Genomic DNA, 13,580 nt, shown 5'->3' on the forward strand with positions numbered 1-13,580 from the left:
GCCCGGGGTGCCGAGGGGGGCGTCGCGGCCCGGCGGCGTCCGAGGCCGTGACGGCGGGCACCGCGCAGATCGGGCTCAACTCCGACTCCACCGCCCTGCCGCTGATGGTGACCAACCCCGACCTGCGGGCCCTGGGCGTCTTCCAGACCTCGGACCGCTACCTGAAGGTCGTCCTGCGGGACGGCATCGACTCCCCGAAGCAGATCAAGACCATGGCGTCGATCGGCGGCCTCGGCCTCTACTCGACGCACCGGTATCTGCTGCACAACGACATCGACCCCAGTTCCGTGAAGATCGTGGAGAGTTCACCGCCGGAGATCCCCGGCCTGCTGGAGCAGGGCTCGATCGACGTCTGCATCCTCTACGAGCCCTGGGCGACCCGGGGCGACGAGGGAGGCGGGCACATCGCCGAGCACCTCGCCAACCAGCTTCCACGGCGCCCTGGGGTCAATCCGGTGACGGCGGCCCGCCGTTGGCATCGGCTCACCGAGGCGGGGCTGGCGTGGGTGACCGCCTACCCCCGGCTGTCCAACTCGCGGATCGTGGTGACCGCCGTGGTCGAGGTGGACACCGAGCCGGGCACCGCTCAGGCCGTGGCGCGGGCCCTCGCGGCGGATCCGGCGGTGACGAACATCAAGCTCACGGCGGGCGGCCGGGACCTGGTGGCCTCGGTGGTGACCCGGAGCCTGGACGAACTGGCGCACCTCACCACGCTGTTGTTCCAGCGGACCCCCGGGGTACGGGCGACCCGCACCCATGTGTCGACCGGCCTCCCGACCGAGGGCAGCCGGTGGCGGCTGCGCAGCCTGGACGCCGTCCAGAGCGCCCGTATCAAGGCGGCCCTGCCCCCGCCGTGCCGACCCGTGGACGAGGCCGGCTGGGACGCCCTGGACGCCCAGCTGCTCGAACTGCTCAGCACGGACGGCCGGTTGTCCCTGCGGGACCTGTCGGCGGCGACGGACACCAGCCTCACCACGGTCCGCCGCAGACTCCAGTCGCTGCTCACCGCACGCCTGAGCCTGCGCTGCGATCTGGCCCGGCCGCTGTCGGGATGGCCCCTGTCCGCCGTGTACATCGCCTCCGTACCGGGCCAGTTCGTGGCGGAGACCAGCAGGGCGCTGTCCGGGGTGCGCGAGGTCCGCTCGTGCGCGATCACCGCGGGCCCGCACAACCTGGTGATCGACGTGTGGCTGCGCGACCTGCACGACGTCCACGACTTCGAGGCCCATCTGTCCCGCCAGTTGCCGCGTCTCACGGTCGACGACCGCTCGGTGGTCCTGCGGACGATCAAGCACATGGGGCGACTGCTGGACCGGGAGTGACTGTGCGTGGGGGTCGTGCCGCTACGACATCCGCAAGTACCGTGAACGCGAGCCCATGGGCTCGTCGTCGAGGACACGCTCCCCGTCCAGGGCCACGCCTGGCTGGGCCGTTATCCGTCCGGCAAGCAGACCCTGCTCTCCGCCGAGGCGGAACGACTGGCGGGCCTGCTGCTGGGCGAGGGCCCGCTGGCGACCCGCGCGCCGCGCGATGCCGTCGGGGTGACGGGCAAGAGGTTCGACCAGGTGCTGACCGAGCACGACGCGCGGGCGGCGGCCCGCTTCATGGACACGATGGTCGAGGCGAAGCCGGCCGCACTGTGCCGCGCCTTCGGACGGTCACGGGAGAGGGCAGCTACGGCCCTGGGCTCCTGAGGTGTACGCAGCATTCAGCACTCCCAGAGTTCGGCTCCCTGCCTGGTCTTCGCAGGTCAAGGGCGTTCTCACGCTGCAACAGCCTGGTTTCCGCCCATTCCGCGCGTCACGGACCTTGTGACGTTCCGTTCCGGCCGAGTACGCTGCACCAAATTGAAGCTACTTCAGTTCAAGACACCCCAGGCGGTCGTCAGGGCGGCGCCGATCGGAGGGTACCCATGTCCACCCAGTTGACGAATCCTTCCGCACTGTGCGGCAGGACCGCCTTGGTGACCGGCGCGGGGCAGGGCATCGGGCGGGCGATCGCCGTGGAGTTGGCGCGCCAGGGGCCGTCCGCCGTCGTGGTCGCCGACCGGAACGGGTCGACCGCGGCCGAGACCGCCGATCGGCCGCCGGGGCCAAGGCGGAGGCGATCGTGTGCGATCCGCGGGACCGCGACGGGATCGAGGCGATGGTGGCCCGCGTTGCTCGACTTCTACGAGCGGGGGCTGTCCGCGGCGGGCGTGGAGGTGCGGCTGGGCCGGGCTGCCGGGCCGGGAGCCGAACTCGACGGCTTCGACGGCTTCGACGGCTTCGACGCGGTCGTGCCGACCACCGGTGCCGTGGAGACGTCCCCGCTGATCGACGCCGGCGCCGCCCATGTGGTGGTGGCCGACGACGGGTTCGGCTGGTGGCCCGGATGCAACGTCGTGGAGCCGGCGGTACCGGCGGGCGTTGCCCGCGTCACGTTCGTGACTCCGGGGACGGCCTTCGCCGGGGCGATCCCGACCGAGAGCCGCGTCCAGCTGCTGCGGTGCCTGGCCGGGAAGTGCGGCCTGGAGATCATGCCGCTGTGTACGGCGACGGGTCTCGGACCGGACGGCGTGGGCGTCGCTCACCTCACTTCTGGACGTACGAAGGCCCTGGACGCCGACCGCGTCGTGGTGGTGGGTGAGCGGCGACCCCGCACGTCCCCGGACTGCGCCGCGCCCCTGGTCCTCGTGGTGGGCCACGCCGTCGTTCCACGGCGCGTCGCGCACGCCGTGGCCGAGGGGCGGGAGGCGGCCGTGCGGATCACGGCCGCGGCATGGACCGCCGGCCAGTAACCACCGGATCGAGAGGGGCCGTATGCCCATCGAGTTCGACATCGACCCACCGGTCGCCGACATCGCGCGGCGCACCGCGGACTTCGTACGGGAAACCGTCCTGCCGGCGGAGGGCAGCAGCCACGGTGACGTGCACGACGGGCCCGAGCCGCTGCGGCGCGGCCTGCAGGAAGCGGCCCGTGCGGCAGGGGTGTTCGCTCCGCACGTGCCTCCCCGGTGGGGCGGACTCGGTCTGGATCTGCGCGGCCAGGCAGTCGTCTTCGAGGCGGCGGGATACTCGCTCCTGGGGCCGCTGGCCCTCAACTGCGCCGCTCCCGACGAGGGCAACACGCATCTGCTCGAAGTGGTCGCCGCCGAGGAGCAGAAAGCACGGTTTCTCGCTCCCCTGGCGGCCGGGGAGGTGCGGTCGTGCTTCGCGATGACCGAGCCGTCACCCGGTGCCGGTTCCGACCCGAGGGCGCTGGCCACGGCGGCGGTCCGGGTTCCGGGCGGATGGCGGATCAGTGGACGCAAGTGGTTCATCAGCGGCGCCGACGGGGCCGCGTTCGCCATCGTCATGGCGCGTACGAGCGGCGAGCCCGGCGATCCGGGCGGGGCGACGATGTTCCTGGTCGGCGCCGACAACCCGGGCATGAAGGTGGTCAGGAACATCGACACCCTCGACCGGGCCCTGTTCGCCGGCCACAGCGAACTCGCCTTCGACGGCTGCGAGGTGACCGACGACGCGGTCCTCGGCGAGGTCGACAAGGGCTTCGAGTACGCGCAGGTGCGCCTCGGGCCGGCCCGGATGACGCACTGCATGCGGTGGCTCGGGGTGGCCCGCCGGGCGCAGGACATCGCCCTGGACCGGGCCGCCGAACGCTCGGCCTTCGGTCGCCCGCTGGCCGAACTCGGCATGGTGCAGCAGCAGTTGGCCGACTCCGAGATCGACATCGAGACCAGCCGGGCGGTGCTCTGGCGGGCCTGCTGGGAGCTCGACCAGGGCCGGCCGGCGGCCCAGCACACCTCCATCGCCAAGACCTTCGTCTCCGAGGCCGTGAACCGGGTCGTCGACCGCGCGGTCCAGATCTGCGGCGCCCTCGGCATCTCGGGCGACACGCCGCTGTCCGCCCTGTACCGGGAGGTCCGGCCCTTCCGTATCTACGACGGGCCGTCGGAGACCCACCGGTGGGCCATCGCCAAGCGCGCGGTTCGGGCCGCGCGCGAACGAGGGGACGTACGGTGACCACCACGGTGACGGGGGTCGACCTACCCGCCCTGCGGCGCTTCTTCGCTCGCGAGGTCCCGGACTGCGCCGGCCCGTTGGAGGTGCGCCCGCTGCTCGGCGGGCGGTCCAATCTCACGTACCGCGTGACCGACGGGACGAACCGCTGGGTGCTGCGCAGACCCCCGCTGGGCACGCTCACCCCGACCGCGCACGACATGGACCGTGAGTACCGCGTCATGGCCGCACTCGCCGCCACCGATATCCCGGTGCCCCGGGCCGTGCTGTCGTGCACCGACGCGTCGGTGATCGGCGCGCCGTTCACCGTCGTCTCCTTCGTCGACGGCGAGGTGCTGCGGGACGGCGAGCGGGCGGCCGGGCTGCCCGCCGGTGACGCCAGGCGGTGCGCCGAGGCGTTGGCCGACCAGTTGGCCGCGCTCCACGCACTCGATCCGTACGCGGTCGGGCTCGGCGAATTAGGCCGCCCGGCCGGCTACCTGGAGCGCCAGGTGCGCAGGTGGCGCGGCCAGTGGGACCGGGTCGCCACCCGCGCGCTGCCGGAGCTGGACGAACTGCACCGCCGCCTGGAGCGGGACGTACCGGACCGGGCCGAAACCGCGATCCTGCACGGGGACTACCGCCTGGACAACGTCATCCTGGCCACCGGCGACCCCGGGCGGATCGCGGCCGTCGTCGACTGGGAGATGGCCGCCCTCGGCGACCCGCTCGCCGACCTCGGCCTGCTCCTCGTCTACTGGGACCCGGTGTCCGAGCCGGTGATCGGCACGGGCCATGTCCCGACGGCCAACCCCGGCTTTCCCTCCGGCCGCGAACTGGCCGAGCGGTACGCGCTGCGGTCCGGGCGGGATGTCCGCGCGCTGCCCTTCCACCGGGCGCTGGGGTACTTCAAGCTCGCCGTCATCGCGGAGGGCATCCACGCCCGCCATCTCGCCGGACGCACCGTCGGTCCGGGTTTCGACCGGGTCGGCTCGGCGGTGCCCGCGCTGCTGCGCTCCGGTCTGTCCACCTGTGAGGAGACGTGAGGTGACATGAGAGGACGTGAGGAGACGTGATGGAGGCAAGGCTGTCCGGGAGGGTGGCGCTGGTGACCGGCGCCACCGGAGGCATCGGTGACGCGGTCGTGCGCCGGCTGGCGGCCGAGGACGCGACCGTCGTGGTCACCGACCTCGACGCGGACCGGTGCGCAAAGCTCGCCGGGGAAGTGACGGAGGCCGGCGGCCGGGCGATGGGTCTGGCCCTGGACGTCACCGACGAGGCGGCCTGGCAGACGGTCGTGGCCCGGGTGACCGACGAGCTGGGAAGCCTCTCCGTACTGGTCAACAATGCCGGCATCGCCGCGATGGGCACGGTGGAGACGGAGACCCGGGAGAGCTGGGACCGGGTCATCGGCGTGACCCAGACCGGGGTGTGGCTCGGCATGAAGCACGGCGGGCCCGCGATCGAGCGCTCCGGTGGCGGCTCCGTCGTGAACGTCGCGTCGATCTTCGGCACGGTCGGCGGCTTCGGGGCGCAGTTCTCCTACCACGCGGCCAAGGGCGCGGTCCGGCTGATGACCAAGAACGCCGCGCTGCACTGGGGGACCCGTGGGGTGCGCGTCAACTCCCTGCACCCCGGCTTCATCGAGACTCCCCTGTCCCGCGAGCTGTGGCAGGGCACGCCCCGGCTCGCCGCGATGATCGACGGCACGCCGCTGGGACGGCTGGGCAGGACCGAGGAGGTCGCGGCCGCCGTGGCGTTCCTCGCCTCGGACGACGCGAGCTTCATGACCGGCTCGGAGCTCTACGTCGACGGAGGCTGGACCGCCCGCTGAACCACGGCGGGAACCACGGCGGCGTACCGGGTCACGCCGTCCGCCAAGGTCTGCGTGACCCGGCCACGGGCGGCGAGGACGTCCAGGTGCGCCGCTGTCTCGTTGACGGCGAGCATCTGGTTGAAGGCGTTGAGGTCGCCGAACGGCAGCCTGCGGCGGGTCCAGCCCAGGCCCTGGGCGACCGCGTACGCGTCCAGGGTGCGCTCGCCGAGGACGGCGAGGGTCTCGCCGAGCCGGTCGTCGTGGTGGGCCAGCAGCTCGGCGACCCTGGTGTGGACACTGTCACCGACCGGACCGTGCGCGGGCAGCAGCCGGGCGTCGGCGAGGGTGGTCATCAGACGCAGTGAGGAGAGGTAGTCGCCCAACGGCAGGCCGGGGCCGCCCAGTTCGAAGCCGATGGACGGGGTGATGTGCGGCAGTACGTGATCCCCCGAGAACAGCAGTCCCCGTGCCTGGTCGAGGTAGACCACATGGCCCCTGGTGTGGCCGGGTGTCGGCACGACCCGCAACGTGGCGTGCCCGAACCGCAGTTCCTCCGCCTCCAGCCAGCGGTCGGGCGCCTCCCAGTCGCCGGGGTCGAAGCCGCCGTGGTCCATGGCGCCGATGCGGTCGGCCAGTTCGCCAGCGCCGGCCCGGCGCAGCGTGTCCAGCGATCCGACGGGCTGGTCCGTACGCAGCTCGCCGAGCATCTCCAGGCCGCGCCGCTCGCCCGAGCCGAGGTGGACGCGGCAGCCGAGGAGCCTGCGCAGGTCCACGGCCTGCGTGTAGTGGTCGCGGTGGATGTGGGTGACGAGGATGTCGGTGATCTCGTCGAGGCCGTGGCCGAGGCCGGCGAGGGCGTCCTCCAGGGCCTTCCGGGACTCCGGGACGGCCCATCCGCCGTCGATCAGCACGAGGCCGTCGGTCTCTTCCAGCACGTAGACGTTGACGGCGCGCAGCCCGTCGTTCGGCAGGGGGAGCGGCACCCGGTGCACTCCGGGCCGTACGGTCTGGGCTCCGCTGTCCGCCCACTGGCCCCGGTCCAAACGGGTTGTCATGCGTCTCCTCGATCGTGAAGCCCTTGCCGGTGAAGCCGCGCGTGCAGTTCGCGGGCGAGTTCCCGGGCACCCTCGCGGTCGAGTTTACCGACGGTGGTCTGCGGCAACTCGCTTACGGTGAAGGCGAATTCGGGCCACTTGGGTTTGGACAGGCCGGTGCGCGCCAGGTGCTCGACGATGTCGTCGAGGCCGAGTTCCCCTCCGTCGGACTCGGGCACGACGAGTACGGCCGCGCGTTCGCCGAGCAGCGGGTCCGGCACGGGTGCGACACAGGCCCTGGCCACTGCGGGGTGGCCGGCGACGGCACGTTCGATCTCGGTGATGTCGAGATTGCGGCCGCCGCGGATGATGACGTCCTTCTCCCGGCCCATGATGGTGACGGTGCCGTCGTGGCCGGCCATGAGCAGGTCGCCGGTGGGGAGGAAGCCGTCCGGGGTGAGGGCCGGCGGCTCGACCTTGCCGCCGCGGGCGTAGCCGAGGAAGAGGGAGGGGCCGCGGACCTGAGCCCGGCCGGTCTCCCCCGGGGCCAGCACGGTTCCGTCTTCGGAGACCGCCCGTATCTCGGTGCCGGGGAAGGGGCGGCCGTCCCGGCCGAGCCTGATCTCCTCGGGGTCGTCGGGCCGCGGCGAGGTGTGCCCGAGGCACTCGGACATGCCGAAGACCCGCAGGATCCTCGTACCGAGCGAGCGTTCGGCGCGGGTCAGGGCTCCCCGGTCCATGGGCCCGCCGCCCACGGTGATCGAGCGGACGCCTTCGAGCACGCGCGACCCGGCGGCCGCCGAGCCCATCTGGAGGGCCATCGTCGGTACGCACATGGTCCACCGGACGCCGTCGGCGGCCATCCGCGCGAGCGCGGCTTCGCGGTCCCATCTGCCCGTCATCACCAGGGGGCCGGCGAGCATGAGGGAGAGCCACGGTCCGAAGCAGAAGGCGGCGGTCGAGGACAGCGGGACGACGGCGGCCACCGCGTCACCGGTGCGCAGGCCGTTGATGTCGGCGGTGCAGGAGCAGGCGTACCGCAGGGCCGTCTCGGACTGGACGACGCCCTTGGGCCGCCCGGTGGAACCAGAGGTGAGACCGATGACGGCGCCGCCGGACCAGCGGGAGACGTCCCTGGGTTCCCGGCCGGCCAGCGCGGTCCAGCCGTCGAGCACCTCGTCCCGCTGTCCGTCCGGCAGAGCGGGGCTCTGCCACTCCCGGATCGCGTCCGGTTCGGCGATCACCACGTCCGGCCGGATGTCCTCCAGGGCAGCGGTGAACTCGGCGCCGGTGGTGTGCCGGTTGACCAGGGCGAGAACACCGCCGGTCATCCCCACGGCGAGGGTCGCCGCGACGGTCCGCCAGGAGTTGTCGGCCTGGACCATGACGGTGCCGCCGGGCGTCCCGTCCGGCGTGATCGCCTCCGCCAGGCCGGTCGCGCGGTCCAGGAGCTCTCGCGCGGAGTGGCGGCCGGAGTCGTCGACCACGGCCGTGAAGTCGGACCGTTCGGCCCGTAGTCGGTACTCCCGCACTGTCTGTCGCATCCGCTTCCCGCTTCCTCGCTTCGTAGCTTCGTCGCGCGAAAGGTGGTGGAACGATGGGGGACGGCCACGTCAGCCGGCGTACATCTCCTTCTCACCGCCCATGACGGCGATCCGGCGTCCGCGCATGTCGCCGACCTGGGCGACGGCAGCCGCCCACTCGGGGCTGTCCAGGGCCTTGCGCAGATCCTCCGCGGTGTCGAACCCGAGGACCGACACCCCGTCCCAGCCCTCGGAGCGCGGTTCGAGGGCCGCGTCGATCTCGGTGTGCCGCCAGGACCGCAGGCCGGGCAACCGGTAGGTCATTTCGGCGTGTTCGCCACGCCACCAGTCGATGAACCGCTCATGGGTCCAGTCGGGCGGCCGCGAGGCCAGCAGTACGAGGTTGTACATGGCACCTCCTCTCAGGGCCGGTCGACCAGGTTGAAGTCGGTGGTGAAGAAGGACTGGTAACGCGCCATCAGCCCGGCCGGGGAGACGACGGCGGCGGACAGGAACGCCCCGGTCGGCACGCCCGCCTCGACCACGAAGCCGTAGACCATCTCCACATCCCCGTCGACCGAGTGGCGAATGATCTCGTGTACCCGGTCCACGGCGTTGCGGCCGGTGATGTACGCGGCGAAATCCTCCCGGGACTCCCCGGTCCGCTGCCCCTTCGGCAGGGCGATGAGGAAGCGGATTCCGGGCTCCAGGAGTTCCAGCGCCTTTTCCGGGTCCTGTCCGTCCATCCTGGCCATGTACTCGCGAAGCACCATGCTGATCGCTCTCCCCAGACTCCGGGTATCAACCTGAGTTCAGTTCAGTTTGACTGTAATGCGAGGGCCCCGCCGAGGCAATAGGCGGGGCAACAGGCGGGGCATGGCACCTGTCCGGAGCCGCGGAGGGACCGTCAGTCGGCGACCATGCGCACCACGCATCCCTCGATCATCTCGCTGATCTCCGCCAGTGCGATCGCCCCGGTCGGCCGGTACCACCGCCACACGCTGACGATCATGCCGAGCACGGCGAGCCCGAGGGTGTGTGCGTCCCGCACCGGGAACGCGCCCTTCGCCATGCCGCGCATCAGCAGGTTCGTCCAGTCCCGCTCGACCATCTGCACCAGTTGCCGTGCCGCCACCCGCTCGGTCTCCTCGCGTTTGGACTTCCGCGGTGTGGCGAGCAGCGACATGTTGGCCTGAAGGATGCGCATCTGCTGGATCTCCTGCTCAGAGACCGAGAAGGCCGAGCGCACTCCCGCTCGCAGCGCCTCGACGGGCTCGGCTTCACCGGCCGTCGCCTCGGCGAACATGTCGTGGGAACGCTGCAGTTCCAGGCGCATGATGGTCAGCAGGCAGTGAGCCTTGGACTCGAAGTAGTGGTAGAGCGCGGTCTGTCCGATACCGACCCGGTCGGCGACGTCCGACCACTTGGTGGTCTCATAGCCGGCCTCGGCGAAGCACTTGACGGCGGCCGTCAGAATGGCTGCCCGCTTGGACCTGGGTCCCTGGTCCGGATCCACGATCCGCGCCCTCATCATCGTCTCTCCCCTGCGTTCCGCGATCGGCACCGATCACTGGTCGGATACCGAGGGTAAACCCAAGTTGAACTCGGTTACGAGTCCATCCGGGGACCGGACCAGTCCGGGCGGCGTTTGGCGAGAAAGGCGTCCACGCCTTCGCGGCCCTCGGCGGAGACAGCGGCGGCGGCCAGGTGGCGGGCCTCCACGTCGAGATGTGCGTCGAGGCCCGTGGACAGTGCCCCGGCGACAAGCCGTCGAGTGGCTCCGAGTGCGCCGGTGGCCCCGCGGGCGAGTGCCGTCGCGGCGTGTGCGGCTTCCTCGGGCAGCCGGTCGGTGGCGACGACCCTGCTCACCAGGCCCATCCGGGCCGCCTCGGCCGAGGGGACACGACGGTTGGTCAGCAGCAGGTCCAGGGCCCGCTTGGGGCCGACGAGCCGGGGCAACGACCAGCTGACCCCCGCGTCGGGCGAGTATCCGATGCCGGTGTAGGCGGCGGTGAAGGTCGCGTCGGAGGCGGCGATGGTGAGGTCGGCCGCCGCCGCAAGCCCCACCCCCGCTCCCGCGACCGCTCCCTGCACGGCGGCCACCAGCGGCGCGTCGAGCCCCGCGAACACCCGCAGCGCCCCGTGCAGCGCGTCGGTGACCGCCGTGAGATGCGCGGCGAGTCGCTCGCCGGACAGGCCCGCGAACTCCCGGAGGTCGCCACCGACACAGAAGGAGCGCCCCTGTCCGGTGAGCAGCACCGCCCGTACGTCCGCGCGTCGGCACGACCGGGCGGCGTCCAGCAGTCCCTGGGCCATGGCCAGGTCGATCGCGTTGCCGGCCTTCTCACGGCACATCTCGACATGGGCCACCCCGGCGCCGTCGACGCCTACCGTGACCCTCATCGCGCCGTCCATCCGCCGTCCACGGTGAGCACCTGCCCGGTGCAGTACGAGGAGGCGTCCGAGGCGAGGAAGAGCAGCGCCCCGTCCAGTTCCTCCGGGCCGCCGCCCCGGCCCAGCATGGTGCCGCGTTCGACCCAGCGGCGGGAGCGGTCGTCCGCGAACAGTTCCTCGGTCATCTCCGTACGGAACCAGCCCGGGGCCAGGGCATTGACCCGGACCCCCGACCGGCCCCACTGGCCTGCCAGTTCGCGGGTCAGCCCGACCAGGCCCGCCTTGGACGCGGCATAGGCCGCGCCACCCATCGGGGCCCCGGACACCAGGCCCAGGACGGACGAGACGTTCACGACGCACCTGCCTCCAGCGAAGCCGGGGTCACCGGGACCGCCGGGACCGCCGGGACCGCCGGGACCGCCGAGGTCACCCGGCGGCGCATCCGCCTCGGCCAGCAACCGGGCGAGGTGGAAGGGGGCCACCAGGTTCACCCCGAGCACGGCCGCGAAGTCGTCCGCGCTCTCGTCCTCGGCGCGTACTGCCCCTGGGGCGCCCGCGTTGTTGACCAGGATGTCGAAGCGCCCGGAGGCCGTGAGTGCGGTCTCGGCCAGCCGTACGCGGTCCACGTCGCGTGAGACGTCGCAGGCGACCGGGTGGATGCGCGGGTCGGCGTCGGCCAGCTCCTTGAGCCGGTCAAGGCGCCGGGCGGCGGCGAACACGGTGGCGCCGGCCCCGGCGAGCACGGCGGCGAACCGGGCGCCGAGCCCGGAGGAGGCACCGGTGACGACGGCCGTCCGGCCGTGCAGGGAGAACAGATCGGCCGGCGTCATCCCTCCACCCCGATCGGCAGCGCGGTGGCCCCGCCGTCCAGCACGAGTGTCTGGCCGGTCATCCAGGAGGACGCGTCGGAGGCCAGGAAGAGCGCCGCGGCGGCCACGTCCTCGACCGTCCCCAGCCTGCGCAGTGGCAGCTTCGCGGTCAGGACCGGCTCCCGCGGCTCCCATACGGCACGGGCGAGTTCGGTCTTGATCAGGCCGGGCGCGATCGCGTTCACCCGCGCCTTCGGCCCGAGTTCATAGGCGAGTTGCCGGGTCATGTGCAGCATCGCCGCCTTCGTGGCGTTGTACCAGCCGATGTGCGGGTCGACGATCAGGCCGCCGACGGAGGCGATGTTGACCACCGCTCCCCCGTGCTCGGACATCCACGCGCGCCATGCGTACCGGGTCCAGGCGACCATGCCGTACTGGTTGACGCGTACGGTCTTCTCGGCGCGCGGCAGGTCGAGATCGAGCAGGTCGCCCATGTAGGGGTTGGTGGCCGCGTTGTTGACCAGGATGTCGAGCCGCCCGAACCGGGCCACGGTCTGCGCGACGCACCGCTCGGCCTGCTCGGGCTCGCCCGCGTTGGCGACCACCTCGTGGACGTCGCCGTCGCCCTTGACCCGCAGCAGTTCCTCGCGGGCCTCGGCGAGACCGTCCGCCTTGCGGGCGGCGATCACCACATGGGCGCCCGCCTCGCGGTACGCGGCGGCGATGCCGAGGCCGATGCCGCGTGAGCCGCCGGTGATCAGGGCTGTGCGGCCGTGCAGTGCGTTCACGCCGACTCCTTCTCGTACTTCGCCAGTTCGCGGCGGGCGACCGTGCGCAGGTGGACCTCGTCCGGCCCGTCCGCGATGCGCAGCGCCCGGGTGATCGCGAACAGCCGAGCCAGTACGGTGTCGTCGCTGACGCCCGCCGCGCCATGGGCCTGGACCGCCCGGTCCACCACCCGGTGGGCGACGTCCAGCGCGGCCACCTTGATGGCGGCGACCTCGGTACGGGCGGCGGCGTTCCCCGCGGTGTCCATCAGCCAGGCGGACTTGAGGACCAGCAGCCGCAGTTGCTCGATCTCCACACGGCTGCGGGCGATCCACTCGCGTACGACGCCCTGTTCGGAGAGCGGGCCGCCGAACGCGGTCCGGGCCAGGGTCCGGCGGCACATCAGCTCGAGCGCCCGCTCGGCGAATCCGACGGCGCGCATGGCGTAGTGCATCCGACCGGGGCCGAGCCGCCCCTGGGCGAGGGCGAAGCCCTCGCCTTCACCGCCGAGGAGGGCGCCGACCGGCACCCGTACGTCCTCGAAGAGCACGTCGCCGTGGCCGAGCCGGTCGGTGTAGCCGAACATGGGCAGGTCGCGCAGGACGGTGATGCCGGGGGTGTCGCGCGGGATCAGCAGCATGCTCTGCTGCCGGTACGTCGGCGCGTCGGGGTCGGACACTCCCATGAGGATGATCAGCCGGCAGTCCGGGTCGAGGATCCCGGAGGTGTACCACTTGTGGCCGTTGACGACGTAAGTGTCGCCGTCGCGGGTGATCCGGGTGCGGAGGTTGCGCGGGTCGGAGCTGGCGACCTCCGGTTCGGTCATCGCGAAGCAGGACCGGATCTCGGCCGCCAGCAGGGGCCGCAGCCAGCGGTCCTGCTGCTCGGGCGTGCCGTAGAGGGCGAGCAGTTCCATGTTGCCGGTGTCGGGGGCGGAGCAGTTGAAGACCTCCGGGCCGATGACGGACCGGCCGGCCAGCTCGGCGAGCGGCGCGTATTCGAGGTTGGTCAGTCCCGCGCCCCAGTCGCCGTGTGCCATGAACAGGTTCCACAGGCCCTCGGCGCGGGCCTTCTCCTTCAGTTCGACCATGACCGGGGGGAGCGTGTGCGGGTCGTCGGCCTCGGCGAGCTGCCGGTCGTACACGGCCTCGGCCGGGATGACGTACTCGTCCATGAACGCGGCCATGCGCGTCCGCAGCTCCTCGGTCCTCGGGGACAGTCCGAAATCCATGGGTGGCGCTCCTTTGGTCCTTCGG

The 13,580-nt window shown here is 72.0% G+C and carries 15 protein-coding genes; 6 read left to right on the forward strand and 9 right to left on the reverse strand.

Annotation, left to right across the window (positions count from 1 at the left end):
- Positions 1-47: 47 nt before the first annotated feature.
- The 6 genes from LUX31_RS03165 to LUX31_RS03190 all read left to right on the forward strand — a co-directional run bounded on the left by LUX31_RS03165 (position 48) and on the right by LUX31_RS03190 (position 5,814).
- The gene (locus LUX31_RS03165) at positions 48-1,322 is read left to right on the forward strand and encodes an Lrp/AsnC ligand binding domain-containing protein (RefSeq protein ID WP_235472984.1); all 1,275 of its coding nucleotides are present in this window, start codon (positions 48-50) and stop codon (positions 1,320-1,322) included.
- A 219-nt stretch (positions 1,323-1,541) separates the two neighbouring features.
- The gene (locus LUX31_RS03170; protein WP_235472985.1) at positions 1,542-1,694 is read left to right on the forward strand and encodes a hypothetical protein; all 153 of its coding nucleotides are present in this window, start codon (positions 1,542-1,544) and stop codon (positions 1,692-1,694) included.
- 218 nt (positions 1,695-1,912) lie between these two features.
- Positions 1,913-2,779, forward strand: a complete 867-nt coding sequence (locus LUX31_RS03175; RefSeq protein ID WP_235472986.1) for an SDR family NAD(P)-dependent oxidoreductase — start codon at positions 1,913-1,915, stop codon at positions 2,777-2,779.
- A 22-nt stretch (positions 2,780-2,801) separates the two neighbouring features.
- Entirely contained in the window at positions 2,802-4,004 is a 1,203-nt protein-coding gene (locus LUX31_RS03180; protein ID WP_235472987.1) for an acyl-CoA dehydrogenase family protein, read from the forward strand.
- Entirely contained in the window at positions 4,001-5,026 is a 1,026-nt protein-coding gene (locus LUX31_RS03185; RefSeq protein ID WP_235472988.1) for a phosphotransferase family protein, read from the forward strand. Before LUX31_RS03180 ends, LUX31_RS03185 begins: the two co-directional genes overlap by 4 nt.
- 29 nt (positions 5,027-5,055) lie before the next feature.
- On the forward strand, positions 5,056-5,814 hold the full coding sequence (locus tag LUX31_RS03190) for an SDR family NAD(P)-dependent oxidoreductase (RefSeq protein ID WP_235472989.1): 759 nt from the start codon (positions 5,056-5,058) through the stop codon (positions 5,812-5,814).
- On the opposite strand, the gene LUX31_RS03195 is transcribed toward LUX31_RS03190, so the two are convergent.
- The 9 genes from LUX31_RS03195 to LUX31_RS03235 all read right to left on the reverse strand — a co-directional run bounded on the left by LUX31_RS03195 (position 5,784) and on the right by LUX31_RS03235 (position 13,555).
- Positions 5,784-6,851 (reverse strand): MBL fold metallo-hydrolase, encoded by a 1,068-nt coding sequence (locus LUX31_RS03195; protein ID WP_235472990.1) that lies wholly within the window; start codon positions 6,849-6,851, stop codon positions 5,784-5,786. The two genes, LUX31_RS03190 and LUX31_RS03195, sit on opposite strands and share 31 nt — an antisense overlap.
- Entirely contained in the window at positions 6,848-8,374 is a 1,527-nt protein-coding gene (locus LUX31_RS03200) for a class I adenylate-forming enzyme family protein (protein ID WP_235472991.1), read from the reverse strand. Before LUX31_RS03200 ends, LUX31_RS03195 begins: the two co-directional genes overlap by 4 nt.
- A gap of 69 nt (positions 8,375-8,443) precedes the next feature.
- The gene (locus tag LUX31_RS03205) at positions 8,444-8,764 is read right to left on the reverse strand and encodes an EthD family reductase (protein ID WP_235472992.1); all 321 of its coding nucleotides are present in this window, start codon (positions 8,762-8,764) and stop codon (positions 8,444-8,446) included.
- An 11-nt stretch (positions 8,765-8,775) separates the two neighbouring features.
- On the reverse strand, positions 8,776-9,126 hold the full coding sequence (locus LUX31_RS03210) for a nuclear transport factor 2 family protein (protein ID WP_235472993.1): 351 nt from the start codon (positions 9,124-9,126) through the stop codon (positions 8,776-8,778).
- Between the two features lie 134 nt (positions 9,127-9,260).
- A complete protein-coding gene (locus LUX31_RS03215; RefSeq protein ID WP_235472994.1) occupies positions 9,261-9,887 on the reverse strand; it encodes a TetR/AcrR family transcriptional regulator in 627 nt (208 codons plus the stop codon).
- 74 nt (positions 9,888-9,961) lie between these two features.
- A complete protein-coding gene (locus LUX31_RS03220; RefSeq protein ID WP_235472995.1) occupies positions 9,962-10,756 on the reverse strand; it encodes an enoyl-CoA hydratase/isomerase family protein in 795 nt (264 codons plus the stop codon).
- On the reverse strand, positions 10,753-11,577 hold the full coding sequence (locus LUX31_RS03225; RefSeq protein WP_235472996.1) for an SDR family NAD(P)-dependent oxidoreductase: 825 nt from the start codon (positions 11,575-11,577) through the stop codon (positions 10,753-10,755). Before LUX31_RS03225 ends, LUX31_RS03220 begins: the two co-directional genes overlap by 4 nt.
- A complete protein-coding gene (locus LUX31_RS03230) occupies positions 11,574-12,344 on the reverse strand; it encodes an SDR family oxidoreductase (protein WP_235472997.1) in 771 nt (256 codons plus the stop codon). The genes LUX31_RS03225 and LUX31_RS03230 overlap by 4 nt, the downstream gene beginning before the upstream one ends.
- Positions 12,341-13,555 carry an acyl-CoA dehydrogenase family protein gene (locus LUX31_RS03235; protein WP_235472998.1) on the reverse strand — a complete coding sequence of 405 codons (1,215 nt, stop codon included), beginning with the start codon at positions 13,553-13,555 and terminating at the stop codon, positions 12,341-12,343. Before LUX31_RS03235 ends, LUX31_RS03230 begins: the two co-directional genes overlap by 4 nt.
- Between the last annotated feature and the right edge of the window lie 25 nt (positions 13,556-13,580).

It is taken from the genome of Streptomyces sp. GQFP, from assembly GCF_021545335.1.
Classification (GTDB): domain Bacteria; phylum Actinomycetota; class Actinomycetes; order Streptomycetales; family Streptomycetaceae; genus Streptomyces.